Genomic DNA, 26,657 nt, shown 5'->3' with positions numbered 1-26,657 from the left:
ACGCGCGCCCGCAACAAAAGCCGCGAAAGACGGCAAGTGGGGGATATGGCAGGTTTGGCATCGGGGCTCAGCTGGGACAGGCTGGCCCGTATCCGATTGCCCCGACCGTGGCGCGGGGCGCTGACCTGGGGCATCGTGCTGTCGGGCGTGGCACTGGCCGTGGCGACGCTGGCGGTGATGGGACCGTTCGGTCGGGGCATGCAGGGCGCGACCCTGCGGGTGGTCCTGCTGGCGGACCTGGCCTTTCTGATCGTGCTGATCGGGTTCATCGTCGCGCGCATGGCGCGGCTGATCTCGGCCCGGCGCAGCACGGCGCCTGCATCGCGCCTGCATGCACGGCTGGTCGCGATCTTTGGCGGGCTGGCGCTGGTGCCCACGGTGCTGGTCGCGCTGTTCGCGGGATTTCTGGTCAACATCGGGCTGGAGGGCTGGTTCTCCGACCGCGTGCAGCAGGTCGTGACCACGTCCCAGGCCGCGGCCGAGGCCTATCACGCGGAACATCGCGGCGATCTGACCGAGGATGCGCGCGCGCTGGCCAGCATCCTGACCCGTGCGGGGCGCGCCAATCCCCTGATTGAGGACGGAGAGATGCGCGAGCTGCTGGTGCAGGGCCAGGGCCTGATCCAGCGCGGACTGCGCGAAGCCTATATCATTAACGGCGCCGGAGAGATCCGCGCCCGGGGCGAGCGGAGCTATCTGTTCTGGTACGAGGCGCCGGGTGCCGACCAGCTGGACCGCGCGCAGGCCGACGGCATCGCCCTGATCGAGGATTGGGCGAATGACGAGTTCCGCGCGCTTGTCGCGCTGCCGCCGCTGGCCGACCGATACCTGTACGTGACACGCGACGTGGATGGCGACCTGCTGGGGCTGGTGGACGATACCCGTGCGACCGCGGGCGATTACCGCCAGCTGGAGGCGATGCGCAGCCAGGTCCTGCTGGAGTTTTCGCTGGTCTATCTGGGTTTTGCGCTTCTGCTGGTGGCGGCGGCGATCTGGCTGGGGCTGTGGTTCGCTTCCCGCCTGTCGCGGCCCATCGGCCTTCTGGCGCAGGCGACCGACCGCGTGGGGCGCGGCGATCTGGACGTGCAGGTTCCCGAGGTCCGCACCGGGGACGAGATCCAGACCCTGGGCCAGGCCTTCAACCGCATGACCCGCCAGCTGAAGACGCAGCGCGAGGAGCTGGTCGAGAGCTATCGCCTGTCCGATGACCAGCGGCGGCTGTTCGACAACGTTCTGACCTCGGTCACCTCAGGGGTCATCGGGCTGGACGCGGCCGGAGAGATCGACTTCGTCAACCGCTCGGCCAGCCGGCTTCTGGGGCTGGATGCGAAACGCGACATCGATGCCCTGCTGTCCGAGGTGGTGCCGGAATTCGCGCCGCTGTTCGCCCGCCTGTCCGCCTCGGTCGCCGAGACGATCCAGGACGAGGTCCGCCTGATGCGCGAGGGCCGGGTGGAGAGCCTCTTGGTCCGCATGGCCGTGCGCCGCGGCGCGGACGGTGCGCTGGAGGGATACGTGGTGGCCTTCGACGACGTGACCGAACTGGTCAGCGCGCAGCGCATGGCCGCCTGGGGCGACGTCGCCCGCCGCGTGGCCCATGAGATCAAGAACCCGCTGACGCCCATCCAGCTGTCCGCCGAACGCCTGCGCCGCAAGTTCGGCCCGCTGGCGGCCGAGGGCGACCGCGCCGCGCTGGACCAGTACACCGAGGTGATCATCCGCCAGACGAACGACCTGCGCCGGATCGTGGACGAGTTCAGCCGCTTTGCCCGGATGCCCGAACCCGACCGGGCCGAGACCGACTTGGCCGCGCTGCTGCGCCAGGTGCTGCTGTTGCAGCAGGACGCCCTGCACGCGACCATCATCCGCGACATCCCGGAGGAGCCGGTGATCGTCGACTGCGACGCGGGGATGATGCGCCAGGCGCTGACCAACCTTCTGAAGAACGCCGGAGAGGCCATCGACGAACAGGCCGCGCAGGCGATCCCCGGCTGGACGCCGAAGATCGCCGTCGCGCTGGAGGTGCAGCCCGAATCCGTCTGCATCCGCATCACCGATACCGGGCCGGGCCTGCCCGCCGACCGGTCGAGGCTGTTCGAACCCTATGTGACGCTGAAAAGCCACGGCACCGGGCTGGGCCTGCCCATCGTCAAGAAGATCGTCGAGGAACATGGCGGCAGCCTGTCCCTGACCGATGCGCCCGATCCGCCGGGCGCCATGGCCGAGATCCGGCTGCCCCGCGAACGCCATCCCGTGCGGGGGCCCAAGACCAAGAGCAGACAAGAAAAAGACGAGGCGACACCATGAACGACATCCTGATCGTCGATGATGAACGCGACATCCGCGAACTGATCGCCGACATCCTGCGCGACGAGGGCTTTGACACCCGCATGGCCGCGAATTCGGACGAGGCCGTGGCGGCCCTGAACGACCGCGAGCCATCGCTGATGATCCTGGACATCTGGCTGAAGGACAGCCGCATGGACGGGATCGACATCCTGAAACAGGTCAAGCGCAACAATCCCGACGTGCCGGTCATCATCATCTCGGGGCATGGCAACATCGAGATCGCGGTCGCCGCGATCAAGCAGGGGGCGTACGATTTCATCGAGAAGCCCTTCAACATCGACCAGCTGATGGTCGTCATCAACCGCGCGATGGAGACCGCCCGCCTGCGCCGCGAGAACAGCAGCCTGCGGCGCGGCGGCGACCGCGTGGCCGACATGCTGGGCCAGTCCGCAGCCTTCAAGCGGCTGCGCGACGCGCTGGACAAGGTGGCGCGGTCCAACGGCCGGGTGATGCTGGCGGGCGAACCCGGCACCGGCAAGGAGAGCGCCGCGCGCTATATCCACACGCACAGCCCGCGCGCGTCGGCGCCCTTCGTCACCGTCCCCTGTGCCACGATCGAGCCCGAGCGCATGGAGGAGGTGCTGTTCGGCCGCGAATCCCCCGAACGCGGGATAGAGCCGGGCCTCTTGGAGCAAGCGCATGGCGGCATCATCTATTTCGACGAGGTGGGCGACATGCCCATGGGCACCCAGCCCAAGATCCTGCGCGTGCTGACCGAACAGCAGTTCGTGCGCGCGGGCGGCGCGGACAAGGTACGGGTCGACCTGCGGGTGCTGTCGTCGACGAACCGCGACCTGGTGGCGGAGATCGCCGCCGGCCGGTTCCGGCAGGAGCTGTTCGACCGGCTGAACGTGGTGCCCATCGCGGTGCCGTCCTTGGCCGACCGGCGCGACGACATCGCGGCCCTGGCGCGCCATTTCATCGAGCAGTTCCACAAGAACCAGGGCCTGACCCCGCGCGATCTGCCCGAGGAGACCGTGGCCGCGCTGCAATCGATGCGCTGGCCCGGCAACATCCGCCAGCTGCGCAACGTCATTGAGCGCGTGCTGATCCTGGCGGAAAGCCACGGGCCGATCCTGCCGTCCGAGCTGGAGCCCCAGGGGGCCACGCCGGACAACAGCGACACGCTGAGCCTGGGGCCGTCGGTCACCGCGATGGCGCTGCGCGAGGCGCGCGAGCTGTTCGAGCGTGAATACCTGGTCGCCCAGATCAACCGGTTCGGCGGCAACATCAGCCGCACCGCGCAGTTCGTCGGCATGGAGCGCAGCGCGCTGCACCGCAAGCTGAAGTCGCTTGGGGTCGTCGGCGGGATGCGCGGCGAGGACGAGTTGATGATGGGCAAATAGCCTGCCGCTTGCGCGGACCGCGCGCCCGGCTTAGGCAAGGGGGCGCGGGACAGGAAGGGTGACGCATGAAGATCATCATCTGCGGGGCAGGGCAGGTCGGCTGGCAGATCGCACGCCACCTGTCGGGCGAGCGCAACGATGTCACCGTCATCGACAACAATCCCGACCTGGTGCGCCGGGCCACGGAATCGCTGGACGTGCAGGGGGTGACGGGTTTTGCCAGCCATCCCGACATCCTGGACAGCGCCGGCGCGCGCGACGCCGACCTGATCATCGCCGCGACCCATTCGGACGAGGTGAACATGGTCACCTGCCAGGTCGCGCATTCGATCTTCCAAGTGCCGCGCAAGATCGCGCGCCTGCGGTCGGGTGCCTATCTGGACGCGATCTATTCCGATCTGTACCGCACCGAGCACTTGCCCATCGACGTGGTCATCAGTCCCGAACGCGAGGTCGCGTTGGCTGCCCTGCAGCGCCTGTCGGCCCCGTCGACCTTCGACGTCGAGACCTTCATGGACGGCAAAATCCAGCTGCTGGGGATCGACCTGGAACCGGACTGTCCGGCGCTGAACACGCCGCTGCGCCAGCTGACCGAGCTGTTCTCCAGCCTGCGTGCTATCGTGGCGGGGGTACGCCGCAAGGGGCGGCTGTTCGCGCCCGAACCGGGCGATCAGCTGTTCGCCGAGGACCAGATCTATGTCTTCTGCCACATCGACGACGTGGCGCGTACGCTGGACATCTTTGGCAAGCCCGCCCGCAAGCAGGAGCGCGTGACCATCATCGGGGCGGGCAACGTGGGCCTGGCCGTGGCGCAGGCGCTGGAGGCGCGGCCGGACCGCATCCGCGCCAAGCTGATCGAACGCGACCGGGGGCGCGCCGAATTCGCGGCCGACCGTCTGGAACGGACCATCGTGCTGAACGGCGACGGCCTGTCGGCCGAGATCCTGGACGAGGCTGCCGTTCCCCAGGCCGACGCCGTCCTGGCGGTCACGGACGACGACAAGACCAACATCCTGGCCTCGGTGCGCGCCAAGCAGGCGGGGGCGAAAATGGCGATTGCGCTGATCAACGACCCCACGCTGGTGCCGCTGATGGGGGCGCTGGACATCGACGCCTATATCAACCCGCGATCGACGACCGTGTCCACGATCCTGCGCCACATCCGCCACGGGCGCGTGCGCGACATCTATTCCGTCGGCGACGCCGAGGCCGAGGTGATGGAGGCGCAGGTTTTGTCCACCAGCCCCATGGCGGGCCGCGCGATCCGCGACATCGACTTCCCCGAAGGCGCGCTGCTGGGCGCGGTGCGCAAGGGCGACCGGGTGGTCAAGCCGCTGGCCGACACCCGCATCGACGAGGGCGACATCGTGCTGATCTTTGCCCTGACCAAGGATGTCCCCGAAGTCGAGCGCCTGTTGCAGGTCTCGATCGACTTCTTCTGAGGGTCGGGGGATGACGGGCTTTCTTCTGCGGATGCCGCTGCTGGTGCTGCTGGTCGGGCTGGCGGCGGTGCTGATGCTGGCGCCCGCGGGTTTTGCCTCGGTCACGGGATACGCCGCAATCGCGCGCAACTTCTTCTATGCGGCGCTGCTGACGCTGACCTTCTGCGGGCTGATCGGGCTTGCGGCGCAGGCCAACCCCCGCGGCCAGACCGCGCGCGAGATGCTGCTGCTGATGCTGGGGGTCTATGGGCTGCTGCCGCTGCTGCTGGCCGTGCCCTTTGCGGAAAGCCAGCCCGACACGGGGTTCTTCAACGCCTGGTGGGAGATGGTGTCGTCGCTGACCACCACCGGGGCGTCGCTCTATTCGGCCGACCTGCTGCCGCTGCCGCTGCATCTGTGGCGGTCGATGGTGGGCTGGATGGGGGGCTTTTTCGTGCTGGTGGCGGCGGTCGCGATCCTGGCGCCGCTGCGCGTCGGCGGGTTCGAGATCATGTCGAACCCCTATGGCCGCGAGGAATACCGCGAGCACCTGCCGCCGTCGGACCAGCCGCGCCGCCCGGTCCTGCACCTGTCCGATCCCAGCTTCGACACGCAGCTGGCGGATCCCGCCAGCCGGCTGGGCCGCGCCGCGCTGCAGGTGGGCCCGCTCTATCTGGGCTTCACGCTGGTGCTGTGGGTGGGGCTGCTGATGCTGGGCGATCCGTCCTTCGTGGCGCTGACGCGGGCGATGGGGACGCTGTCGACGTCGGGCATCTCTCCGGTGATCGGGCCGTCGGGCGAGGCTTCGGGCATTCCCGGAGAGATGCTGGTCTTTATCTTCCTGATCCCCGCCCTGTCACGGCGCTTCTGGCCCGGGGGCGCGGAACTGCGCGCGACCGAGCGGCTGATCGAGGACCCCGAACTGCGCATGGCGCTGGGCCTGGTCCTGGGGGTCGGCGTGATGCTGTTCCTGCGCCATTTCCTGGGAGCGATCGAGGTCGACCGCGCGGCGCCCCCCGATCCGACCGGCATGGCCGAGGTCGGGCGCGCCCTGTCGGCCATGTGGGGCAGCATGTTCAGCGCGCTGAGCTATCTGACCACGACCGGCTGGACCTCTGTCGCCTGGGCGGGGGCGCGGTCCTGGTCGGGGCTGGACGCGCCGGGGTTGGTCCTGGCGGGGCTGGCACTGATGGGGGGTGGGATCGCCACGACCGCGGGGGGCGTCAAGCTGCTGCGCGTCTATGCGCTGGCCACCCACGGCCAGCGCGAGATGGAGCGGATCATCCACCCCCATTCCGTGTCCGGCGGCGGGCGAATCGCCCGCAGGTTGCGTCGCGAAGGCGCCTATCTGGCCTTCATCTTCTTTATGCTGTTCGCGATTTCGATCGCGCTGGTGGTCAGCCTGGTGTCCATCCACGCCATCGAGTTCGAGACCGCGACCATCCTGTCCATCGCCGCGCTGACCAATGCCGGCCCGCTGGCCAGCGCCATTCCCCTGACGCCCGCCTTCGAAGGTACCGCCGGCATCGCCTCCGCGCCGTGGGAGGGTTGGTCGGGCCTGCCCGATTTCACCAAGGCGGTGCTGGCCTGCGCGATGGTCCTGGGCCGGATCGAGACGCTGGCGGTGCTGGCGCTGTTCTCTCCGGAGTTCTGGCGCCGCTAGGTGTGGCCCAAATGTTGCCTTCGCGTTTTCGCGAAATCCGCCATGCTTGCATGGGGTGGGGCATCGGCTTAGATGTTGAACGGACAGGGACAGTGAAAAACGGACGATAAACAAATGGCTGGCGACAAGCAGAACCTGCAGGATGCGTTCCTGAACCATGTCCGCAAGGCCAAGGTGCCCGTCACCATCTTTTTGATCAACGGTGTCAAGCTGCAAGGCGTCATCACCTGGTTCGACAACTTCTGCGTCCTGCTGCGCCGCGACGGACAGTCGCAACTGGTCTATAAGCATGCGATCAGCACGATCATGCCGGGCCAACCCATCACCCTGTACGAAGGCGAGGATTGATTGGCCGAACTGACGGAAACCGCAGCCAAGCCGACACGCGCCTATGTGATCCACCCCGATCTGGGCCGCGCCCGTACCCAACGGCGCGAGCCCGAGCATGCGTTGGCCGAGGCCGTGTCGCTGGCCTTGGCCCTGCCGGGCATCGAGATGGTCGGATCCGAGGTCGCCAACCTGCGCGAGCCCAATGCCGGCAAGCTGTTCGGCAAGGGCAAGCTGGCCGAGATCAAGGAGCGCCTTGAGGCGCTTGAGGTCGAACTGGTGCTGATCGACGGGCCGGTGACCCCGGTCCAGCAGCGCAACCTGGAGAAGGACTGGGGCGTCAAGCTTCTGGACCGGACCGGGCTGATCCTGGAGATCTTTGCCGACCGTGCCCGCACCCGCGAGGGCGTCCTGCAGGTCGAGCTGGCGGCGCTGTCCTATCAGCGCACGCGGCTGGTTCGTGCCTGGACCCACCTGGAGCGTCAGCGCGGCGGGTTGGGCTTCGTGGGCGGTCCCGGCGAGACGCAGATCGAGGCCGACCGTCGCGCCATCGACGACCAGATGACGCGCCTGCGCCGGCAGCTGGACCGCGTGGTCAAGACCCGCAGCCTGCACCGCGCATCGCGTGCGAAGGTGCCCTATCCGATCGTCGCGCTGGTGGGATACACCAACGCCGGGAAATCGACGCTGTTCAACCGGCTGACCGGGGCGGACGTGTTCGTCAAGGACATGCTGTTCGCGACGCTGGACCCCACCATGCGGGCGATCCGCCTGCCTGACGCGCAGGGCGCGAATTCGGGGCGCAAGGTGATCCTGTCGGACACGGTGGGCTTCATCAGCGATCTTCCGACCGAACTGGTCGCGGCCTTCCGCGCCACGCTGGAGGAAGTGCTGGAGGCCGACCTGATCCTGCATGTGCGCGACATCAGCCACCCCGAGACCGAGGAGCAGGCCCATGACGTGGCCGCGATCCTGGACAGCCTGGGCGTGGACGAGGACGTCGCCGCGATCGAGGTCTGGAACAAGATCGACGCCCTAGGCGACGACACCCGGGCGGCCCTGCGTCGCACCGATGCTCGCACCGAGGGCGTGCAGGCGGTCAGCGCCCTGTCGGGCGAGGGGCTGGACGACCTGATCGCCGCCATCGACCGTCAGCTGGGCGAGGTTCTGGACGAGCCGCGCGTGGAGGGGCAGGTGGTGCTGGATTTTGCCGATGGGCGCAGCCGTGCCTGGCTGCACGAGGCCGGTGTGGTCGAGCGCGAGGAGGCAGGCGAGGACGGGCTGCATCTGGATCTGCGCTGGACCGCGCGGCAGAAAGGCGCGTTCGAGGCGTTCACCGGCACGGCCACCGAGGCCGACGAGGATGACGAACCCGAAGAGCCGCGCAGCGGCGGGTGGCACCCGGCGGACTGAGCCCCTTGCGTCCCGCGACGGAAGGGCGGGGGGCCAGCCCCCCGCACCCCCCCCGCCGGGATGGGGCTGCGCCCCTCCCGGACCCTCCCCCAGATCAGGCAGGCATTTCGTGTGACCAGGGCGGGTTTGCGCCGGGGCGCGAGACGGTGACGGCGGCGGCCTGCGCGCCGAGCGTCAGCGCCGCGTGGATCTGGGCGGGGGTGATCGCCGCGATGGCGTCCTTGGTCAGCAGGCCCTGGCGGTCCAGCGAGGCCAGCACGCCCGCGTTGAACGTGTCGCCCGCGCCGATCGTGTCGGCCACGGTGGCGCGCACGGCGGGGGCGTGGACTGTCTCTCCGGCCCAGATCGCCTTGGCGCCGGCCTCTCCTCCGGTCTGCAGGACCAGCTTGGGGCCGGTGGCCAGCACCGCGCGGGCGGCGTCTTCGGGCGACAGGTCGGGGTGCAGCCATTCAAGGTCGTCGGCCGACAGCTTGACGATATCGGCCATGGGCATCAGCCGTGCCAGCCGCGCACGATAGGCGCCCGCATCGGTGATGAAGAACGGCCGGATGTTGGGATCGATCATCACCGGCAGGCGGTCGTGATGCTGCGCGATCAGCGCCTCGATGGTGCCGCCGCAGGGGTCGGGCACCAGGCTGATGCCGCCGGCGAAGAGCGCGGTCACGGTATCAGGCAGCGGCCCGATATCCTCGGGCAGCAGCATCCGCCCGGCGGAGCCCTCGTCGTAGAAGGAGTAGCGCGCCTCGCCGTTCGTCAGCGTCACCAGCGCCAGCGTGGTCAGCCGGTCGGTGCGGGGGCACAGGTCGGTGTTCACCCCGGCCTCGGCCAGCGGCCGCAGGATCTGGTCGCCGAAGGGGTCGCGGCTGATCGGCCACAGATAGCCCGTGTCCTGGCCAAGCCGCCCAAGCGCGATGGCGGTGTTGTAGACCGCGCCGCCGGCCAGCGGGCGGAAGGTGCCGTCGGACGGCACCATGTCGATCAGCGATTCGCCTGCGCACAGGATCATGGTCGGTCCCCCTTGGTTCGGCCCTATTGGGTCAGATACAGGATGGCTGCTAACGCTACCAGTGCCACGGCGACGGCCCCGGCGATTTTCCATGCCGAATACGGGCGTTCGCCCATGACCTTGCCGGTCTGGCCATTGACCACGAAGCGGTAGCTTGCGCCGTTGTAGCGATAGGCCGCCGCCCAGATCGGCAGCAGCACGTGCTTGAAGGTCTCGTTCACGAAGCGGCTGTCGACGTGATCGACGCGCTGTTCCGCGCCGCCGATGCTGCGGCGGGCGTCCTGGTGGATGACCTGCGCCATCTGCTGGCGCGCAGCCCCGTGACCGTCCGCCAGGGGGACGGTGTACCCCTCGGCCTCGAACCCCGACAGGAAGCGGGGGTCGTATTCCGCCACGGCCGACAGGTCCCAGGGCTTCATCGCCTCGGAGAAGCGCGGCGGCAGCGCGGTCGATGCGGGGATCAGCACGTCGTTGAACTGGCGCGCGACCTGACCCGACACCGGGGTCCAGCGGATGCGGCGTTCCTGGCGGCTGACCGTCTGCGTCCGGCCGTTCACGGTCTGGGTGCTTTGCACCATGACGTAATACGCATCGCCCCGCTGGCCGCGATAGCGCGACGTCGTGTCGGCGTCGAAGGTCCAGAAGGGGGAATAGATCCCGCTCAGCCGCCGATCCTTGCGCGCATAGGCCGTCAGGCCGGACGGCGCAAACCACAGGCTGCCTAGCCATGCCTTCATCGCGGCGCGGGCCTGCGCCTCGGTCAGGGTAAAGGGCATCACCCCCTGCGGCTTGATGCGGCGGGTGGGGCCGGTGTCGGTAACGACCGGCGTTGCACAGAAGGGGCAGGCGCTGGCGTGATGGTCGGCGTCCAGATCGACCTGTGCCCCGCAGTTCGGACAGGACAGGGTGCGGACGGTCTGCACGATGTCCGCGGCACCCTGGGACAGATCCAGCCCCTCGGCCAGGGGGATCTCGCGAAGCGCGGGGCCCGGCGCGCGCGGGCCCTCGGACCATTGCAGAGCGGGGTCGGCGCTGCTGTCATCGGCCTTGCGCCCCGGCGCGCGGGCGGGGCCGGGGCCGATGGCCTGGCGGTGGCCGCACCAGTCGCAGACAAGCTCCTGCTGGCCGGGGCGAAAGGTCAGGCTGGCTCCGCATTGTCCGCAGGGAAAGCGGTGTTCGGCCGGGATCATCCGGTCCTCAGCGCGGCAGGGGCGGCGGCGTCGCACCAAGGATGGCGGCCAAGGCCGGAACCTGACCGGCCTCCAGCCAGCCATCCTGGCCTTCGGTCCAGACCAGCGTGGCAGGGGTCAGGCGCCCCTCGGCCACAAGCCGCAGCAGGTCGGATTGCGCAAAGGGCCCCGAGGCCGCGCCGTCGATGGCCACATGCCAGCGTGGTGCCGTGCCGCCGGGCAGGGGCGGCGGGGCCGCAGGCGGCGCTGCGGGCTGTGGGGCGGCCGAGGGCACGGCGCCCCAGGGTCCGCGCATCGTGGCGCCCATGGCGGCCCCCATCGCGGCGCCCAGGCCGGCACCGGCGCCCCCCTCGTTCCGCGCGGCCGCCAGCATGGCCTCGGACGCGGCATACTGGCCGAAACGATCCAGATCGCCGATGATCCCCATGCTGGTGCGCTTGTCCAGCATCGCCTCGACCTCGGCGGGCAGGCTGATGTTCTCGATGTAGAATTCCGGCAGGACCAGGCCATAGGCCTCGATCACCGGGGCGATGGCCTTGGCGACCAGCGCACCCAGCTGGTCGGTGTTTGCGGCCATGTCCAGAACGGGAATGTTCGACGCGGCGATGGCGCGGGAAAACTCCTGCACGATCACGTTGCGGATCTGGAAGGTAATCTCGTCGCGGGTGAAGTCGCCATCGGTGCCGACGATCTCGGACATGAACCGGGCGGGGTCGCCCACGCGCATCGCATAGGTGCCGAAGGCCCGCAGGCGGACCGGGCCGAATTCGGGGTCGCGTGCGATGATGGGGTTGCGGGTGCCCCATTTCAGATCGTTGAAGCGGGTCGTGCTGACGAAATAGACCTCGGACTTGAAGGGGCTGCGAAAGCCGTGGTCCCAGTGCTGCAGGCGCGTCAGCACCGGCAGGTTGTTCGTCTCCAGCAGGTACAGGCCGGGGCCGAACACGTCGGCCAGCTGGCCCTCATGGACGAAGACGGCGGCCTGACCCTCGCGGACGGTCAGCTTGGCGCCATACTTGATCGCGCGCCCGACCGTGTCGAAGCGCCAGACCATCGTGTCGCGGTCGTCGGCCGTCCATTCGATGATCTCGATGAATTCGCCGCCCAGGATGTCGAAGATGGACATAGGTGCCTCCCGCTGACCTCGCCCCTTTCTAGGGGCGGGCCGGGGACGGGATCAAGCGTTCTCGCCCAGCAGCTCGGTCGCGATGCGGCGGACGATGGGCGCGGCCTCCGCCTCGGACATGCCGGGACGCAGGCGGGGATCATAGAGGATCCGCAGCAGCAGCTCGTCATGGCGCGTCAGCAGCGCGAACTCCTCGTCGTCGTTGAAGATCGACGGACGCGCGCCGGGGCTGTCATTGGCCAGCCCCATTCCCTGCGCCAGCTCCTCGTGGATGCAGGACGTGCGCAGCAGTGGCGGCAGTTCGGCCCGGATCACCGCCACGGCGCGGGCATAGTCGGCGGCCGCCCCCTGCGAATAGGCGAAGACCGCACAACTGATCGCGGCGGGCAGGTCGGTCATGATCGACACGTCCTGCGCCGGGATGCCCGGCACAAGCTGGGCCAGGCGCGGGCCGATGGCCCGGCGCTCATCCTCGGTCAGGACCAGGATGGTGAAGTTGCCGCCCTCGGCCGTCAGCGACACGGGATGGCGCGTGGCGTCCGACAGGCGGCCCGCGAAATCTGCGACCTCCGACCGCCAGGCGGGGCGGGCGGCCATGTCGGTCGAGGCGCCGAATTCCAGCTGCATCCGCACCCGACCCTGCCAGCGGCGCAGGGGCGCCGCGCGGGACTGAGAGACCAGCCCGCCGTCGGTCTGGCTGTATTCGTCGCGCAGCGCGATGTCGATGAAGTTGCGGGTCAGGATCTCGGCGTCGATCGGCGCGTCCAGCGGGGTCCGGTCGCGGCGCAGGCGACCCTGCGCCACCAGCCGCCGTTCCGCCGCGGCATAATAGTCGCGCTGTGACTGGCTGGCTTGGCTGGGCGAGGCCGAGGCTTGGCGCGCAACGGCATTCGCGGCGCGGTTGCGCTCGGCCCGCGCGCGGCGCAACTCGGCTTGGCTTTGCGCGGCCGAGGCCGCCTCGGGGCGTGCCTGCGGGCGCGGAGAGCCGGGCGTGTCCGTGAACGGGTCGGGGGCGCAGCCGCCCAGCAGCAGCGCCAATCCCAGGGCGGGGGCAGCCAGGCGCCGCATCAGCGCCGCCCGCCGGGGCCGGTGACGGCCGCAGGCTGCCGCGAGGATGCCGCCGCCAGCGCATCGCGCAGTTCGGCCTCCATCCGCACCAGTTCGGTTTCGGCCGAGGCGCGCCGCGAGCGACCTTCGTCGGCGATGCGCAGGCTGTCCTCGATCGTGGCGATCAGTTGGGCGTTGGCGGTCTGAACCGCCTTGATGTCAAAGACGCCGCGCTCGGTCTCGGCCCGGATCTGGGCGTTCGCCTGACGCAGGTTGTCGGCGTTGCGCGTCAGCAGCTCGTTGGTCAGGTCGTTGGCCTCCTTGACCGCGCGGGCGGCCTCGGCGCTGCGCTGGATGGTGACGGCCTGGGCCAGCTGCGTCTCCCACAGGGGCACCGTGTTCACCAGGGTCGAGTTGATCTTGGTGACCAGCGACTTGTCGTTCTCCTGCACCAGCCGGATCGAGGGCAGCGACTGCATCGTCACCTGGCGCGTCAGCTTCAGGTCGTGGACGCGGCGTTCCAGGTCGTCGCGCAGGGTGCGCAGGTCGCGCAGCTCCTGCGCCTCGATCACCTGGTCGGGCTGCGCCTTTGCGGCCAGCTCGGCCTCCTTGGCGGGGATAGTCTCGCGGTCCAGCTCGGCCAGCTTTTCGGTGCCGGCGGCGATGTACAGGGCCAGCTCGTCATAGAAGGTCAACGTGCGGTCATACAGGATGTCCAGCGACTTGATGTCCTTGAGCAGCTTCTGCTCGTGCCCCTCCAGCTCGGCCGTGATGCGGTCGATCTGGGTCTGGACCTGTTCATAATTCGCCACGAACTTGGCAAAGGGCGCCGACCGGCCCAAAAGCTTTTCCCACCAGCTGCGGCTGCGGCGCATGTCCAGCTCGCTGGTCGAGAATCCGCGGATCGTGGTCACGACCTCGCGCAGGCTGTCGCCGGCCGGGCCGACCTCCTTGGCCTTGACATCGGCCAGCATGGACTGGCTGATCTGCTGCAGATCGGCCTGCGCACGGGTGCCGAAGCGGAGGATGGAATTGCTGTCCTTCAGGTCGATCTCGGCCATGCGGGCGCGGATCTGGGCCTGGACGGCGGGGTCGGCATCGGACAGGGACTGCGCCGCAGGAGCAGGCTCGGGCAGCGGGGCCGAGGCGATCGCCTCGATCTGGGCCTGGGCAGCTTCGGCGCGGCGTTTCGTCTCGTCACTCATCGGCATGTCCCCTTTACGGCCATCCGCCCGTCGGGCGGTTCCGTTGTCGCAGCATATGACTAATTTCCGCGGCTTCAACGACGGCCAGACCGGAAAGTTTCGTCACATGGCAGGGCGGACACAGCGGATGGTGCGGATGGGCCACAAGCGCGGCCCATCCGGGGGTGTCAGGCCGCGGCCTTGCGCCCGTAGAAGCTGTCGCCCTTGGCGGCCATGTCGCGCAGCATCTGCGGCGCCTTGAAGCGGGCACCGTGCGCGGCCTCCAGCCGGTCGCAGATCTCGACCGCCTTCTGCGCGCCCAGGATGTCCAGCCAGCCGAAGGGACCGCCTGACCAGGGCGCAAAGCCCCAGCCCAGAATGGCGCCCACATCCCCTTCGCGGATGTCCTCCAGCACGCCGTCCTCCAGCGCACGCACGGCCTCCAGGCTTTGGGCGAACATCAGGCGGTGCTGGATCTCGTGCAGGTCGGGCTGATCGGCGCTGCGCGGGTACTGCGCGTCCAGACCCTCCCACAGGCCCTGCCGCTTGCCGTCCTCATAGGCATAGAAGCCCGCGCCGCCCTTGCGTCCCATCCGGCCCTGATCGGCCATCCAGAACAGCACGTCGTCGACCGCGCCGTCGGGATAGGCGTCGCCCATCGCGGCCTTGGTCGCCTTGGCGATCTTGACGCCCAGGTCGATCGAGGTCTCGTCGACCAGCTGCAGCGGACCCAGGGGCATGCCCATCATCTTTGCGGCGTTTTCCACCAGCGTGGGGTTCACGCCCTCGGCCACCATGCGGATGCCTTCGTTGATATAGGGGATGATGCAGCGGTTGGCATAGAAGAACCGTTCGTCGTTCACGACGATGGGGGTCTTGCGGATCTGGCGCACGAAATCCAGCGCCTTGGCGACCGCCACGGGACCGGTTTCGCGGCCCTTGATGATCTCGACCAGCAGCATCTTGTCGACTGGGCTGAAGAAGTGGATGCCGATGAACTGTTCGGGGCGCGCGCTGGCTTTCGCCAGATCGCTGATCGGCAGGGTCGACGTGTTGGTGGCAAAGATTGCGTCATGCGGGATCACGGCCTCGGCCTTCTTCGTCACCTCGGCCTTGACCGACGGGTCCTCGAAGACCGCCTCGACGATCAGGTCGCAGCCCTCCAGCGCGGCGTAGTCCGTGGTGGCGGTGATGCGGTCCAGCACCTGGGCCTTCTTCTCCTCGGTCGATTTCTTGCGGCTGATGGCCTTGTCCAGAAGGCCCGTGGAATAGGCCTTGCCGCGGTCAGCGCTGTCCTGGGCCGCGTCGATCAGCACGACCTCGATCCCGGCCATGGCGCTGACATAGGCGATGCCCGCGCCCATCATGCCCGCGCCCAGGATGCCGACCTTGCGCACGGTCTGGTCGGGGGCCTCGGGACGGTTCGCGCCCTTCTCAAGGGCTTCCTTGTTGATGAACAGGCTGCGGATCATCGCGGTGCTGCTGGGGTTCATCAGCACGTTGGTAAACCAGCGCGCCTCGATCTTCAGCGCCTGGTCAAAGGGTACCATCGACCCCTCATAGACCGCCGACAGCAGCGCCTTGGCCGCCGGATAGACGCCCATCGTCTTGCCATGCACCATCGCGGAGGCGCCCACGAAGGTCATGAAACCCGCCGGGTGGAACGGCTCTCCGCCCGGCATCTTGTAGCCCTTGGCGTCCCACGGCTTGACCAGGTCGGCCTCCTTGGCCTCCAGCACCCAGGCCTTGGCGGCGGCCAGCGGGTCTTCGACGACCTCGTCGATCAGCCCGGCCGACTTCGCCTTCTTGGGGTCCGACAGCTTGCCTTCCAGCAGGAAGGGTGCGGCCATCATGGCGCCCAGCTTGCGCGTCAGGCGGGTGGTGCCGCCGGCGCCGGGAAAGATGCCGACCATGATCTCGGGCAGGCCGATCTTGGCCTTGGCATTGTCGGCTGCAAAGATGCGATGCGTCGCCAGCGGCAACTCCAGCCCGATGCCAAGCGCGGTGCCGGGCAGGGCGCTGGCGATCGGCTTGCCGCCCTTCTTGGTCTTGGGGTCCATGCCCGCCAGCTCGATCTTGCGCAGCAGGTGGTGCAGCGTCATCACGCCGTCGAACACGCCCTGCGCGCCGTTCGCGTCCTTCATGCCCGCGATGACCTTCAGGTCCATCCCGGCGGCAAAATCCTTCTTGCCGCTGGTGATGACGATGCCTTTGACGGCATCGTCGGCCAGTGCGTCGTCGATCAGCCCGTTCAGGGCGGTCGCGCCGTCCATCGACAGCACGTTCATCGACTTGCCCGGCACGTCCCAGGTGATCACCGCGACGCCGTCGGCGCCTTTCTCCATCGTGAAATCGGTCATGTCCGGGCTCCTCACACGCGTTCGATGATGGTGGCCGCGCCCATGCCGGACGCGATGCACAGGGTCGCCAGACCCATGGTCTTGTCCTGCCGCTCAAGCTCGTCCAGCAGGGTGCCGATAATGATCGCGCCGGTCGCGCCCAGGGGGTGGCCCATGGCGATTGCGCCGCCGTTCACGTTGACCTTGGAATGGTCCACGTCGAAGGCCTGCATGAAGCGCAGCACCACGGATGCGAAGGCTTCGTTCACCTCGAACAGGTCGATGTCGCCGATGGACAGGCCGCTGTCCTTCAGGATCTTCTCGGTCACGGGAACCGGGCCGGTCAGCATGATCGTGGGGTCGGTGCCGATCTTGGCGGTGGCGCGGATGCGCGCGCGGGGCTTCAGGCCATGCGCCTGCCCGAATTCCGCATTCCCGATCAGCACGGCGGCGGCGCCGTCGACGATGCCGCTGCTGTTGCCGGCATGGTGGATGTGATCGACATGGGTCAGGTGCGGGTATTTCAGCATCGCGACCTTGTCAAAGCCGGGCATCATCTCGCCCATCTCCTTGAAGGCCGGGCGCAGCTTGGCCAGATCGTCCGCCGTGGTGCCGGGGCGCATGTATTCGTCGCGATCCAGGATGGTCAGGCCGTTCTGGTCCAGCACCGGGACGATGGATTTGGCAAAGCGGTTGTCGGCCCAGGCCTGCGCCGCGCGGCGCTGGCTTTCCAGCGCCAGCGCATCGGCATCCGCGCGGCTGAAGCCGTATTCGGTCGCGATGATGTCGGCGCTGATCCCCTGCGGTACGAAGTACGACCGCATGGCCAGTCCCGGATCGACCGCGATGGCCGCCCCGTCGCTGCCCATGGCAACGCGGCCCATCATCTCGACCCCGCCGGCGATATAGGCCTGGCCCGCGCCGCCCTTGATCTGGTTGGCGGCCAGGTTCACGGCCTCCATGCCAGACGCGCAGAAGCGGTTGATCGACAGGCCGGGAATGCTCTGGTCCAGGTCCGATGCCAGCACGGCGCTGCGCGCCAGGCAGCCGCCCTGTTCCTTGACCTGGGTCACGTTGCCCCAGATGACATCCTCGACCGCGTGGCCTTCCAGCCCATTGCGGTCCTTGACGGCGTTCAGCAGGCGCGCCGACAGCGCCAGCGAGGTGACCTCGTGCAGGCTGCCATCGGGGCGGCCCTTGCCGCGCGGCGTGCGGGCGGCGTCATAGATGAATGCGTCGGTCATGTGTCCTCCTTGGGCGCCCGGTCGGATGGGTTGCCGGGCATCAGATCATAGGGGTGTTTCCAGCCGGGCAGGGCGGCGATGCCGTCCAGCCAGCGATCGATATGGGGCCAATCCTTGCGGTCAAAGCCGAAGGGCTCGGGATAGTACAGGTAACCGCACAGCGCGAAATCGGCGATGGTCGGGCCGCCGGGTGCGACCCAGTCGCGGTCCGCCAGATGCGCGTCCAGCACCTGATAGGCCCCTTTCAGCCGTCCCTGCAGGTATTCCGCGGCCCCTGCCGGCCGCTTGTCCGCGGGCAGGAAGTTCAACAGGAACCGCGCCGGTCCCGCCTGGCCCGAGACCTTGTGGTTGTCAAACATCAGCCAGCGCAGCGTCTCGTTGCGGTCGCTGCCCAGGAACCGGCCGGTGCGTTCCGCGACATGCAGCTGGATAACGGCCGATTGGGTCAGGGTCACATCGCCCTCACGGAACACCGGGACCTCGCCCATCGGGTTCAGCGCCCGAAATGCGGGGCTGCGCCCCTCTCCGTTAAAGAAATCGACATAGACGGGCTGCCAGTCATAGCCCGCCACTTGCATCGTCAGGGCCGGTTTGTAGGCGTTCCCGGATTCGCCGAAGCACCAGAGTTGCGCGGTCATCTTTCCTCCTCGACGCCGGGGGGCTGCGCGCCCCCCCGGACCCCCCGCGGGGTATTTGGGCAAAGAAGAAGCGGCGTTAACCACTTCTTCAACTGAACGGCATTAGTCTGGTCCTGCGGTACAGGCTGGGGAGCCGATGACCGCCAAAGGAGAAGTCGCCCCGGCCTGTGGGCCGACAACGCCTGACCCGACAACAATCGGGAGAAGTCGGGGCGCATCCTGCTTCTTCTTTGCAAAAATACCCAATCCGACCTCTCCGCCCTTGCTGCCGGATCAGAAGGCTTCTGCCTCCAGCTCCATCACCGTGGCTGCTCCGGATTGGATGCGGGCCAGATGCGTGGCGGTCATCGGCAGCTGCCGTTTCATGTAGTAGCGGCCGGTTGCCAGCTTGGTCTTGTGGAACGCCGGGTCCGCGGTGCCCGCATCCAGCGCCGCCTGTGCGGCGACCGCCATCCGGGCCCACATGTACCCAAGGGTCACGTGACCAAACAGGTGCATGAAGTCGTAGCTGCCCGACAGCGCATCGTTCGGGTTCTTCATGCCGCGCTCCATGAAGAACATGGACGCCGCCTGCAGGTCCTTGGACGCGGCCTTCAGCGGTTCGATGAAGTCGGCCGCCAGTGCCTGATTGCCGGACTGTTCCTTGCAGAACGATTTGACCATGTCGAAGAAGGCCATCACATGCTTGCCACCATCCTGGGCCAGCTTGCGGCCGACCAGGTCCAGCGCCTGCACGCCGTTCGCGCCCTCGTAGATCATGGTAATGCGGGCGTCGCGGACGAACTGGCTCATGCCCCATTCCTCGACATAACCGTGGCCGCCGAAGACCTGCTGGGCCAGGACCGTCGCCTCGAAGCCCTTGTCGGTCAGGAAGCCCTTGATGACCGGGGTCATCAGCGACACCAGCCCCTCGGCATCCTTGTCGCCGGCCAGGTGGCCGCGGTCGATCAGATGCGCGCCCCAGAGCGCCAGGGCGCGGGCGCCCTCGATGAAGCTCTTCTGGTCCAGCAGGCTGCGGCGGATGTCGGGATGCACGATCAGCGGATCGGCGGCCCCGGCCGGGTTCTGCGCGCCGGTCACCGCGCGGCCCTGCAGGCGGTCCTTAGCATAGGCCAGGGCGTTCTGATAGGCGGGCACGGCCGCGGCATAGCCCTGCAGGCCCACACCCAAGCGGGCCTCATTCATCATGGTGAACATGGCACGCATGCCCTTGTGCAGGTCGCCCAGCAGCCAGCCCTTCGCACTATCGTAATTCATCACGCAGGTGGCGTTGCCGTGGATGCCCATCTTGTGCTCCAGCGCGCCCACCGACACGCCGTTGCGATCGCCCAGAGAGCCGTCCGCGTTCACCAGGAACTTCGGCACGATGAACAGGCTGATGCCCTTGGTGCCCTCGCCGCCGCCGGGTGCCTTGGCCAGGACCAGGTGGACGACGTTCTCGGCCATGTCGTGATCACCGGCCGAAATGAAGATCTTCTGGCCCGTGATCAGGTAGCTGCCGTCATCCTGCGGTTCCGCCTTGGTGCGCAGCAGGCCCAGGTCGGTGCCGCAATGCGGTTCCGTCAGGTTCATCGTGCCGGTCCAGTCACAGCTGACCATCTTGGGCAGATAGGTCTGCTTCTGGTCGTCGGTGCCGTGAGCGTGGATCGCGGAATAGGCGCCGTGGGTCAGGCCCTGGTACATGTTGAAGGCCATGTTGGCCGACACGAACATCTCTCCGGTGGCCACGCCCATCGTGTAGGGCATGCCCTGACCGCCGTATTCGGGGTCGCAGTCCAGCGCGGTCCAGCCGCCCTCCTTGACCTGCTCGAACGCCTCGCGGAAGCCCTTGGGCGTGCGGACGACGCCATTCTCCAGAACGCAGCCCTCCTGGTCGCCGGACAGGTTCAGGGGCGCCAGCACCTCGGCGGACAGCTTGCCGGCGGCTTCCAGCACGGCCTCGGTAAAGTCGGGGGCCAGTTCGTCATGGCCGGGCAGGTCGGATTGCGACAGCATCAGAACGTCGTGCAGGACGAACTGCAGGTCGCGGATCGGGGGCGTGTACGAAGGCATGTCGGGATCCTTTACGGCTGTTCTGTGGGGGCTGCGGAAAGCCGGCCCTCGGCATCCGAGATCTGCTGGCGAAGGTCGGCGATCGCCTCGCTCAGTTCGGCATATTGCCGTTCCATGTCCGCCAGGCGGTCGCGGCCGACATCGATCGTGGCCGCGATCTGCGCGCGGTTCGTGCCGCCGGGTTCGTACAGCTGCAGCAGCTGGCGGATCTGTTCCAGGCTGAACCCGAAGCGCTTGCCGCGCAGGATCAGGATCAGCCGGGCCCGGTCGCGCCGGTCATACAGCCGGTGCTGGCCGCGGCGCTGGGGAAAGATCAGCTCTCGTGCCTCGTAGAACCGCAGCGTGCGCGGGGTCACGTCAAAGGCGTCGCACATCTGGCGGATGGTCATCAGATCTTCGGACATGGGTGCGGCTCCTCCTCAAACCGGCTTTCCGTCCTTCCCTGAACATAGCCCCAAGTTGACGCGAACGTAAGCAGGACGCGGCGTCACAAGGGCGCGTGCCGCCGCGTCAGCCCATCTTGGCCAGTTCGGCCACGGTGGTCTGGCGCAGCTGGTCCAGGTCCGCCCGCGCCGCCGTCAGGTCGGCGATCTGCCCGTCCAGCACGGCCAGCTGGCGGTCGGCCATGTCGATCCAGACCTGGTACTGCTCGCGAGAGCCCTTCTTGTCATAGATCTGCAGCCACTGGCGGATCTCCTCCAGGCTGAAGCCGAAGCGCCGCCCGCGCAGGATCAGGGTCATGCGGGCGACCTCGCGCGGGCCATAGAACCGGGCGCGGCCTTCCTTTCGGGGCTGCAGCAGTTCGATGTATTCGTAATAGCGCAGCGTGCGGGGCGTCACCTCGAACCGTGCGCACATGTCCTTGAAGCTGATGCGGTCTTCGGTCACCCGGCACCTCCCTGGAAGATTTCCCTTGGCGTCAACCTAAGCGCAGCCGCATCCTTTCTCAACCGAATCGCGTGCCGGGGCTTGATCCGGGTCCCGACCGGACGCTACCCCTCGCGCAAAGAAGGACGCTCCATGACCGATCCCGACGATCACGCCCGCATCGCCCAGCAGTTCATCGAGGCGATCCCCCATGCGCGCGCCCTGGGCATGCGGGTCGAGGAGATCGGCGCGGGCCGCGCCACGATCAGCATGCCCTGGGCCGAACACCTGGTCGGCGATCCGCGCACCGGGGTGATCCACGGGGGTGTCGTCTCGGCGCTGATGGACACCTGCTGCGGGGCGGCGGTGATGGCGCATCCGACGAACCCGCGATCGACCGCGACGATCGACCTGCGCATCGACTATATGCGGGCCGCGACGCCGGGGCAGCGGATCACCGCGCGGGCCGAATGCTATCACATGACCCGCAGCGTGGCCTTCCTGCGCGCCGTGGCCCTGGACGAGGACGAGGCCAATCCCGTCGCCGCCGCCACCGGCGCCTTCACGGCGGAGCGGTGATCATGGGCGACCGCAACGAACCCCTGCACCAGATCAAGTCGCGCCGCGATTCGGCCCTGGCGGCGATGGTCACCGGCGTGCCCTACATGACCTGGCTGGGCATCCGCTTCGACCGGCGCGGGGACGAACTGACCGCGATCCTGCCCTATGACGACAAGCTGATCGGCAACCCGATGCTGCCTGCGATCCATGGTGGGGTCACCGCGGCCTTCCTGGAGGTCACGGCGATCATCGAGCTGGGCTGGGCCGCGATGTGGGAGGATCTGGAATCAGGCCGCATCGCCCCCGACGCGGCCGTTCCCGACAGCCTGCCGCGGCTGCCCAAGACCATCGATTTCACCGTCGACTACCTGCGCTCGGGCCTGCCGCGCGACGCCTATGCCCGCGCCCGCGTGGTGCGGTCGGGACGCCGCTATGCGTCCGTCCATGTCGAGGCGTGGCAGGACAACCGCGCCCGCCTGATTGCCCAGGCCACCGGTCACTTCCTGATGCCGCAGCCTTGAGCCTGCTGACCCACCGCCGGGTGCTGCAGATCGCGGTGCCCATCGTGCTGTCCAACCTGACGGTGCCGTTGCTGGGGCTGGTCGATACCGGCGTGGTGGGCCAGCTGGGCCAGCCGCAGGCCATCGGTGCGGTGGGGATCGGCGCGATCATCCTGACGTCCATCTACTGGGTGTTCGGGTTTCTGCGCATGGGCACGTCCGGTCTGGTGGCGCAGGCGCATGGCGCGGGCGACGCGCCCGAGGTCGGCGCCCATCTGCTGCGCGCGCTGGCCATCGCCGCCGCCGCGGGGCTGGTCTTCATCGCGCTGCAGGCGCCGATCTTCTGGGCGGCCTTCCGGCTGGCCCCCGCCTCGGATGCGGTCGAGGCGCTGGCGCGCGACTATCTGGCGATCCGCATCTGGGGGGCGCCTGCGACCATCGGATTGTACGCGATCACCGGCTGGCTGATCGCGGTCGAACGCACCCGTGCGGTGCTGGGGCTGCAGCTGTTGCAGAACGGGCTGAACGTCGCGCTGGATGTGTGGTTCGTGCTGGGCCTGGGGCTGGGCGTGGCGGGCGTCGCCTGGGCCACCCTGATCGCCGAACTGTCCGGCGTGGCGCTGGGCCTGTGGCTGGCCCGGCACGTGCTGGGACAGGCGCGCCGCGCGGCGGGGCTGTGGGCGCGCGACCGGCTGACGCGGCTGGCGCGGGTGAACGGCGACATCATGATCCGGTCGGTCCTGCTGCAGGGCTGCATGACCAGCTTCCTGTTCCTGGGGGCGGGGCAGGGCGACGTGCCGCTGGCCGCGAACCAGGTGCTGCTGCAGTTCGTGGCGCTGACCGCCTATGCGCTGGACGGGTTCGCCTTTGCCGCCGAAAGCCTGGTGGGACAGGCCGTGGGCGCGCGCCGGCCGGACCGGGTGCGGCGGGCGTCGCTGCTGACCTCGGCCTGGGGGCTGGGGGGTGCGGTCGTGATGGGGCTGGTCTTCATCGTCGCGGGGGGCGCGATCATCGATCTGCTGACCACCTCGGACGCGGTTCGGCAGGCGGCGCGGATCTATCTGCCCTGGCTGGCGCTGGCGCCCCTGATCGGGGTGGCGGGCTGGATGCTGGACGGCATCTTCATCGGGGCCACGCTGACGCGGGACATGCGCAACGCGATGATCCGCTCGGTGGCGGTTTTCGCGGCCTGCGTGCTGATCCTGCCGCCCTTCTGTGGCAACCACGGCCTGTGGGCGGCGCTGATGGCGCTGAACCTGGCCCGCGCGGTGACGATGCTGCGCCGCTATCCCAATGCCGAGGCCGCGGCCGCCTAGCCTGCCATGCGGCGCAGCAGGCGGTCTCGCAGCACGATCTGGTGGAACAGCGCCATCGCGATATGGCCCAGGATCAGCACGCCCATCACCCAGGCCAACTCTCCATGAAAGTTCGACCCGATGTCGGTGGCGGTCTTGACGACCTGGTCCGGGGCGCGCGGCGCAAAGATCTGGAACCCGAAGGGCGCAAAGCCCCGTTCCCCGCCCCAGGCCCGCAGCAGCGCCGCCGAGGGAACCGCCAGCATCAGCGCATAGAGCGCGACATGCCCCAGCCTTGCCGCATGGCCCAGCAGGTCCGCCCGGCGCGGCGGGCGACGATCACGGTTAAGGGCGGCCCAGACCACGCGCAGGACGATCAGCACGAACAGGATGGTTCCGACCTAGGTGTGGTTGGCGGTCAGTGCGACGGCCAGGGGCGCCTCGTCGCCCAGCAGGCTTTCGGACAGCATGCCGCCGAACTGCCACGCCATCAGGGCGGCGATTCCCCAGTGAAGCGTCCGGGTCACGGCTCCATAGCGGTCCTGATTGTCCCAAAGCATGTTCCGGCATCCTGTCGCTGATAGGGCAGACCCTTTCATCCCACGGTTCGGCAGGAACGCGACGGCAAAAATGCCGGGTCACCAAAGCTTGACCCCGGCTGCCTTCCGCGCGTGCAGGAATGGAAAAGGGGGGCGCGATGCCCCCCTGATCCGGTCTGCTGACGATGGCGGCTCAGGTCTCGTCGATGACCTGGCGACGGGCCTCGTCCATCAGGCGGGCCATCTGCGCGCGGATCGTTTCGGCATCGGCGACGCCTGTCAGGTCGGCCTCGACCTTGCGGAAGACGTCCTCCTCTCCGGGCTCGGCGAAATCGGCACTGACGACGGTCATGGCATAGGCGCGGGCGTCGTCGCCAGTCTTGCCCAGCTGTCCGGCCGCCCATTCGCCCAGCAGGCGGTTCCGGCGCGCCTCGGCCTTGAAGCGCAGGTCGGCGTCATGGGCGAACTTGGATTCGTAGGCGCGCTCTCGATCGTTGAACGTGGTCATCGGGCCCTCCTGTGCGGCGTCTGGGACAAGATATGCCCATCGGCATGCCTTGTCGCAAGGCTCGTATTGCCCCCGACCGGCAATCCGGGGTAAGCGGCATCTTCAGGGACATGCGAAAGGACGGTGGGCCCATGGCACCGCGGCGCAAGAAAGTTTACGAAGGCAAGGCCAAGATCCTCTACGAGGGCACGGAACCCGGCACGCTGATCCAGTACTTCAAGGATGACGCGACCGCCTTCAACGCGCAGAAGCGCGCCACCATCGAAGGCAAGGGCGTGCTGAACAACCGCCTGTCCGAGTTCTTCATGAACGGGCTGACGAATATCGGCGTCCCGAACCACTTCATCCGCCGCATCAACATGCGCGAGCAGCTGATCCGCCAGGTCGAAATCATCCCGCTGGAAGTGATCGTGCGCAATTTCGCGGCCGGGTCGCTGTCCAAGCGCCTTGGGCTGGAGGAGGGCACGGCCCTGCCGCGGCCCATCGTCGAATACAGCTATAAGAACGACGAGCTGGGCGACCCGATGGTGTCCGAGGAATACATCATCGCCTTCGGCTGGGCGACCCAGCAGGACCTGGACGACATCGTCAGCCTGGCGCTGCGGGTGAACGACTTCCTGTCGGGGGTGTTCTACGGCGCCGGCATCAAGCTGATCGATTTCAAGATCGAGGTCGGACGCGTCTGGGACAACGATTTCATGCGCCTGATCGTGGCCGACGAGATCAGCCCCGACAGCTGCCGGCTGTGGGACGTCAAGACCGGGCAGAAGCTGGACAAGGACGTGTTCCGCCGCGACCTGGGCAACCTGACCGACGCCTATACCGAGGTGGCGCGCCGGCTGGGCCTGATGCCCGCCAACACGACCAGCCTGAAACCGACCGCGATCAACTGAGAGGGACTGCCGCCATGAAAGCACGTGTCACCATCATGCTGAAGGACGGCGTCCTGGACCCCCAGGGCGAGGCGATCCGCCATGCCCTGGGCGGGCTTGGCCACCAGGACGTCACCGGCGTCCGCCAGGGCAAGCTGATCGAGCTGGACCTGGCCGCCACCGACGCCGAGGCGGCCCGGGCCGAGGTCGCCAGGATGTGCGAGGGCCTGCTGGCCAACACCGTGATCGAGAAATACTCGATCGAGATTGCGTAAGCGTTCGGCTGACGCTGCGGCAGCCTGCCCTTATCGGCAGGTTGCCCCCTGCACCCCGTTGCAAAACGCGCGCGTTTGACGCCCAATGTGCGGATGATGAACCAGACCCCGACCCCTCACAGCGCCGCCCCGGTCATTTCGATCAACGGGTTGCACAAGTCCTATGGTCCGCTTGACGTCCTTAAGGGCGTGTCCATGACCGCCCCGCGCGGCCATGTGGTCAGCCTGATCGGGTCGTCCGGGTCGGGCAAGTCCACGCTGTTGCGCTGCTGCAACCTGCTGGAGAACAGCCAGGCCGGAGAGATCCTGTTCGAGGGCGAACCGGTCCGCTGGAAGGGGCAGGGGCAGGGCCGCCATCCCGCCGACCGCGCCCAGGTCACGCGGATGCGCACCAACCTGTCCATGGTGTTCCAGCAGTTCAACCTGTGGGCCCACATGACGATCCTGCAGAACGTGATGGAGGCCCCGGTCACCGTGCTGGGCGAGGATCGCGCCGCCGTCGAGGCCCGCGCCCGCGACCTCTTGGCCAAGGTCGGCATCGGCGACAAGGCGGACGCCTGGCCCGCACAGCTGTCGGGCGGCCAGCAGCAGCGTGCCGCCATTGCCCGCGCGCTGTGCATGCAGCCCAAGGCGCTGCTGTTCGACGAACCCACCAGCGCGCTGGACCCCGAGCTGCAGCAGGAGGTCGTCCGCGTCATCAAGGATCTGGCCGGAGAGCATCGCACGATGATCCTGGTCACCCATGACATGCGGCTGGCCGCCGATGTCAGCGATCACGTCGTGTTCCTGCATCAGGGCGTGGTCTGCGAAGAAGGCCCGCCGGATCGCCTGTTCGGGAACCCGCAGACCGACCGTCTGCGCCAGTTCCTGTCCGCGACCATGGCGACATAAGAAA

Annotated in this window: 26 protein-coding genes; 12 read left to right on the top strand and 14 right to left on the bottom strand. The window is 68.1% G+C overall.

Features of this window, described 5'->3' with window-relative positions:
• Nucleotides 1-45: 45 nt before the first annotated feature.
• From LZ686_RS04515 to hflX, 6 genes are all read left to right on the top strand, one after another.
• Nucleotides 46-2,307: a sensor histidine kinase NtrY-like gene (locus tag LZ686_RS04515; RefSeq protein WP_295166483.1), complete on the top strand. Its 2,262-nt coding sequence runs from the start codon at nucleotides 46-48 to the stop codon at nucleotides 2,305-2,307.
• A complete protein-coding gene (gene ntrX, locus LZ686_RS04510; RefSeq protein WP_349547098.1) occupies nucleotides 2,304-3,695 on the top strand; it encodes a nitrogen assimilation response regulator NtrX in 1,392 nt (463 codons plus the stop codon). Before LZ686_RS04515 ends, ntrX begins: the two co-directional genes overlap by 4 nt.
• A gap of 65 nt (nucleotides 3,696-3,760) precedes the next feature.
• Nucleotides 3,761-5,137: a Trk system potassium transporter TrkA gene (gene trkA / locus LZ686_RS04505; protein WP_045982009.1), complete on the top strand. Its 1,377-nt coding sequence runs from the start codon at nucleotides 3,761-3,763 to the stop codon at nucleotides 5,135-5,137.
• Between the two features lie 10 nt (nucleotides 5,138-5,147).
• Nucleotides 5,148-6,779: a TrkH family potassium uptake protein gene (locus LZ686_RS04500; RefSeq protein WP_045982008.1), complete on the top strand. Its 1,632-nt coding sequence runs from the start codon at nucleotides 5,148-5,150 to the stop codon at nucleotides 6,777-6,779.
• 114 nt (nucleotides 6,780-6,893) lie between these two features.
• Nucleotides 6,894-7,127, top strand: a complete 234-nt coding sequence (hfq, locus tag LZ686_RS04495; RefSeq protein WP_042250201.1) for an RNA chaperone Hfq — start codon at nucleotides 6,894-6,896, stop codon at nucleotides 7,125-7,127.
• Entirely contained in the window at nucleotides 7,128-8,519 is a 1,392-nt protein-coding gene (gene hflX / locus LZ686_RS04490) for a GTPase HflX (protein ID WP_295166471.1), read from the top strand.
• A 94-nt stretch (nucleotides 8,520-8,613) separates the two neighbouring features.
• Here the strand turns inward: hflX and LZ686_RS04485 are convergent, their stop codons facing one another.
• The 11 genes from LZ686_RS04485 to LZ686_RS04435 form a co-directional block, all read right to left on the bottom strand.
• Nucleotides 8,614-9,525 (bottom strand): carbohydrate kinase family protein, encoded by a 912-nt coding sequence (locus LZ686_RS04485; RefSeq protein ID WP_304613600.1) that lies wholly within the window; start codon nucleotides 9,523-9,525, stop codon nucleotides 8,614-8,616.
• A gap of 23 nt (nucleotides 9,526-9,548) precedes the next feature.
• Complete coding sequence (locus LZ686_RS04480) at nucleotides 9,549-10,715, bottom strand: TFIIB-type zinc ribbon-containing protein (RefSeq protein ID WP_046001110.1); 1,167 nt, start codon at nucleotides 10,713-10,715, stop codon at nucleotides 9,549-9,551.
• 7 nt (nucleotides 10,716-10,722) lie between these two features.
• Complete coding sequence (locus LZ686_RS04475; RefSeq protein ID WP_349547097.1) at nucleotides 10,723-11,841, bottom strand: SPFH domain-containing protein; 1,119 nt, start codon at nucleotides 11,839-11,841, stop codon at nucleotides 10,723-10,725.
• A 51-nt stretch (nucleotides 11,842-11,892) separates the two neighbouring features.
• Nucleotides 11,893-12,909: a DUF2927 domain-containing protein gene (locus LZ686_RS04470; protein WP_349547096.1), complete on the bottom strand. Its 1,017-nt coding sequence runs from the start codon at nucleotides 12,907-12,909 to the stop codon at nucleotides 11,893-11,895.
• Nucleotides 12,909-14,093: a toxic anion resistance protein gene (locus LZ686_RS04465; protein ID WP_148911923.1), complete on the bottom strand. Its 1,185-nt coding sequence runs from the start codon at nucleotides 14,091-14,093 to the stop codon at nucleotides 12,909-12,911. Before LZ686_RS04465 ends, LZ686_RS04470 begins: the two co-directional genes overlap by 1 nt.
• 167 nt (nucleotides 14,094-14,260) lie before the next feature.
• A complete protein-coding gene (locus LZ686_RS04460) occupies nucleotides 14,261-16,432 on the bottom strand; it encodes a 3-hydroxyacyl-CoA dehydrogenase NAD-binding domain-containing protein (protein WP_349547095.1) in 2,172 nt (723 codons plus the stop codon).
• A gap of 11 nt (nucleotides 16,433-16,443) precedes the next feature.
• Nucleotides 16,444-17,655: an acetyl-CoA C-acetyltransferase gene (locus LZ686_RS04455; protein WP_127899040.1), complete on the bottom strand. Its 1,212-nt coding sequence runs from the start codon at nucleotides 17,653-17,655 to the stop codon at nucleotides 16,444-16,446.
• Nucleotides 17,652-18,293, bottom strand: a complete 642-nt coding sequence (locus LZ686_RS04450; RefSeq protein ID WP_304614104.1) for a glutathione S-transferase family protein — start codon at nucleotides 18,291-18,293, stop codon at nucleotides 17,652-17,654. Before LZ686_RS04450 ends, LZ686_RS04455 begins: the two co-directional genes overlap by 4 nt.
• A 273-nt stretch (nucleotides 18,294-18,566) precedes the next feature.
• On the bottom strand, nucleotides 18,567-20,345 hold the full coding sequence (locus LZ686_RS04445; RefSeq protein ID WP_349547094.1) for an acyl-CoA dehydrogenase C-terminal domain-containing protein: 1,779 nt from the start codon (nucleotides 20,343-20,345) through the stop codon (nucleotides 18,567-18,569).
• An 11-nt stretch (nucleotides 20,346-20,356) separates the two neighbouring features.
• Nucleotides 20,357-20,749 (bottom strand): MerR family transcriptional regulator, encoded by a 393-nt coding sequence (locus LZ686_RS04440; RefSeq protein ID WP_045981991.1) that lies wholly within the window; start codon nucleotides 20,747-20,749, stop codon nucleotides 20,357-20,359.
• A gap of 106 nt (nucleotides 20,750-20,855) precedes the next feature.
• On the bottom strand, nucleotides 20,856-21,203 hold the full coding sequence (locus LZ686_RS04435; protein ID WP_206692757.1) for a MerR family transcriptional regulator: 348 nt from the start codon (nucleotides 21,201-21,203) through the stop codon (nucleotides 20,856-20,858).
• 162 nt (nucleotides 21,204-21,365) lie between these two features.
• Here LZ686_RS04435 and LZ686_RS04430 point away from each other — a divergent pair, with 162 nt between their 5' ends.
• Genes LZ686_RS04430 through LZ686_RS04420 form a run of 3 tightly spaced genes read left to right on the top strand, consistent with a single transcriptional unit; the run spans nucleotide 21,366 to nucleotide 23,589 of the window.
• Nucleotides 21,366-21,791 carry a PaaI family thioesterase gene (locus LZ686_RS04430; protein WP_045981990.1) on the top strand — a complete coding sequence of 142 codons (426 nt, stop codon included), beginning with the start codon at nucleotides 21,366-21,368 and terminating at the stop codon, nucleotides 21,789-21,791.
• A gap of 2 nt (nucleotides 21,792-21,793) precedes the next feature.
• Complete coding sequence (locus LZ686_RS04425; protein WP_042247551.1) at nucleotides 21,794-22,294, top strand: PaaI family thioesterase; 501 nt, start codon at nucleotides 21,794-21,796, stop codon at nucleotides 22,292-22,294.
• Nucleotides 22,291-23,589 carry an MATE family efflux transporter gene (locus LZ686_RS04420; RefSeq protein ID WP_349547093.1) on the top strand — a complete coding sequence of 433 codons (1,299 nt, stop codon included), beginning with the start codon at nucleotides 22,291-22,293 and terminating at the stop codon, nucleotides 23,587-23,589. The genes LZ686_RS04425 and LZ686_RS04420 overlap by 4 nt, the downstream gene beginning before the upstream one ends.
• On the opposite strand, the gene LZ686_RS04415 is transcribed toward LZ686_RS04420, so the two are convergent.
• From LZ686_RS04415 to LZ686_RS04405, 3 genes are all read right to left on the bottom strand, one after another.
• On the bottom strand, nucleotides 23,586-23,957 hold the full coding sequence (locus LZ686_RS04415; RefSeq protein WP_349547122.1) for a cytochrome b: 372 nt from the start codon (nucleotides 23,955-23,957) through the stop codon (nucleotides 23,586-23,588). The genes LZ686_RS04420 and LZ686_RS04415 overlap by 4 nt on opposite strands.
• Before the next feature lie 12 nt (nucleotides 23,958-23,969).
• Complete coding sequence (locus tag LZ686_RS04410; RefSeq protein WP_349547092.1) at nucleotides 23,970-24,128, bottom strand: hypothetical protein; 159 nt, start codon at nucleotides 24,126-24,128, stop codon at nucleotides 23,970-23,972.
• Nucleotides 24,129-24,300: 172 nt separating this feature from the next.
• Nucleotides 24,301-24,615 (bottom strand): DUF1476 domain-containing protein, encoded by a 315-nt coding sequence (locus tag LZ686_RS04405; protein ID WP_046001099.1) that lies wholly within the window; start codon nucleotides 24,613-24,615, stop codon nucleotides 24,301-24,303.
• 131 nt (nucleotides 24,616-24,746) lie between these two features.
• On the opposite strand from LZ686_RS04405, the gene purC reads away from it, so the two are divergent.
• From purC to LZ686_RS04390, 3 genes are all read left to right on the top strand, one after another.
• On the top strand, nucleotides 24,747-25,508 hold the full coding sequence (purC, locus tag LZ686_RS04400) for a phosphoribosylaminoimidazolesuccinocarboxamide synthase (RefSeq protein ID WP_045981986.1): 762 nt from the start codon (nucleotides 24,747-24,749) through the stop codon (nucleotides 25,506-25,508).
• 14 nt (nucleotides 25,509-25,522) lie between these two features.
• A complete protein-coding gene (gene purS / locus LZ686_RS04395; RefSeq protein WP_045981985.1) occupies nucleotides 25,523-25,762 on the top strand; it encodes a phosphoribosylformylglycinamidine synthase subunit PurS in 240 nt (79 codons plus the stop codon).
• Between the two features lie 93 nt (nucleotides 25,763-25,855).
• A complete protein-coding gene (locus tag LZ686_RS04390; RefSeq protein WP_127899034.1) occupies nucleotides 25,856-26,653 on the top strand; it encodes an ABC transporter ATP-binding protein in 798 nt (265 codons plus the stop codon).
• Nucleotides 26,654-26,657: the final 4 nt, after the last annotated feature.

This window comes from Paracoccus sp. NFXS7, from assembly GCF_040148865.1.
Taxonomy (GTDB): Bacteria; Pseudomonadota; Alphaproteobacteria; order Rhodobacterales; family Rhodobacteraceae; genus Paracoccus; species Paracoccus marcusii.
This window is presented reverse-complemented; position numbering and strand designations above follow the sequence as displayed.

Bases quoted from the DNA above. Each gene is read 5' to 3' on its own strand.
- LZ686_RS04515 (WP_295166483.1), top strand. From the start codon at position 46: ATGGCAGGTTTGGCATCGGGGCTCAGCTGGGACAGGCTGGCCCGTATC.
- ntrX (WP_349547098.1), top strand. From the start codon at position 2,304: ATGAACGACATCCTGATCGTCGATGATGAACGCGACATCCGCGAACTG.
- trkA (WP_045982009.1), top strand. From the start codon at position 3,761: ATGAAGATCATCATCTGCGGGGCAGGGCAGGTCGGCTGGCAGATCGCA.
- LZ686_RS04500 (WP_045982008.1), top strand. From the start codon at position 5,148: ATGACGGGCTTTCTTCTGCGGATGCCGCTGCTGGTGCTGCTGGTCGGG.
- hfq (WP_042250201.1), top strand. From the start codon at position 6,894: ATGGCTGGCGACAAGCAGAACCTGCAGGATGCGTTCCTGAACCATGTC.
- LZ686_RS04485 (WP_304613600.1), bottom strand. From the start codon at position 9,525: ATGATCCTGTGCGCAGGCGAATCGCTGATCGACATGGTGCCGTCCGAC.
- LZ686_RS04480 (WP_046001110.1), bottom strand. From the start codon at position 10,715: ATGATCCCGGCCGAACACCGCTTTCCCTGCGGACAATGCGGAGCCAGC.
- LZ686_RS04475 (WP_349547097.1), bottom strand. From the start codon at position 11,841: ATGTCCATCTTCGACATCCTGGGCGGCGAATTCATCGAGATCATCGAA.
- LZ686_RS04470 (WP_349547096.1), bottom strand. From the start codon at position 12,909: ATGCGGCGCCTGGCTGCCCCCGCCCTGGGATTGGCGCTGCTGCTGGGC.
- LZ686_RS04465 (WP_148911923.1), bottom strand. From the start codon at position 14,093: ATGAGTGACGAGACGAAACGCCGCGCCGAAGCTGCCCAGGCCCAGATC.
- LZ686_RS04460 (WP_349547095.1), bottom strand. From the start codon at position 16,432: ATGACCGATTTCACGATGGAGAAAGGCGCCGACGGCGTCGCGGTGATC.
- LZ686_RS04455 (WP_127899040.1), bottom strand. From the start codon at position 17,655: ATGACCGACGCATTCATCTATGACGCCGCCCGCACGCCGCGCGGCAAG.
- LZ686_RS04450 (WP_304614104.1), bottom strand. From the start codon at position 18,293: ATGACCGCGCAACTCTGGTGCTTCGGCGAATCCGGGAACGCCTACAAA.
- LZ686_RS04445 (WP_349547094.1), bottom strand. From the start codon at position 20,345: ATGCCTTCGTACACGCCCCCGATCCGCGACCTGCAGTTCGTCCTGCAC.
- LZ686_RS04440 (WP_045981991.1), bottom strand. From the start codon at position 20,749: ATGTCCGAAGATCTGATGACCATCCGCCAGATGTGCGACGCCTTTGAC.
- LZ686_RS04435 (WP_206692757.1), bottom strand. From the start codon at position 21,203: ATGTGCGCACGGTTCGAGGTGACGCCCCGCACGCTGCGCTATTACGAA.
- LZ686_RS04430 (WP_045981990.1), top strand. From the start codon at position 21,366: ATGACCGATCCCGACGATCACGCCCGCATCGCCCAGCAGTTCATCGAG.
- LZ686_RS04425 (WP_042247551.1), top strand. From the start codon at position 21,794: ATGGGCGACCGCAACGAACCCCTGCACCAGATCAAGTCGCGCCGCGAT.
- LZ686_RS04410 (WP_349547092.1), bottom strand. From the start codon at position 24,128: ATGCTTTGGGACAATCAGGACCGCTATGGAGCCGTGACCCGGACGCTT.
- LZ686_RS04405 (WP_046001099.1), bottom strand. From the start codon at position 24,615: ATGACCACGTTCAACGATCGAGAGCGCGCCTACGAATCCAAGTTCGCC.
- purC (WP_045981986.1), top strand. From the start codon at position 24,747: ATGGCACCGCGGCGCAAGAAAGTTTACGAAGGCAAGGCCAAGATCCTC.
- purS (WP_045981985.1), top strand. From the start codon at position 25,523: ATGAAAGCACGTGTCACCATCATGCTGAAGGACGGCGTCCTGGACCCC.
- LZ686_RS04390 (WP_127899034.1), top strand. From the start codon at position 25,856: ATGATGAACCAGACCCCGACCCCTCACAGCGCCGCCCCGGTCATTTCG.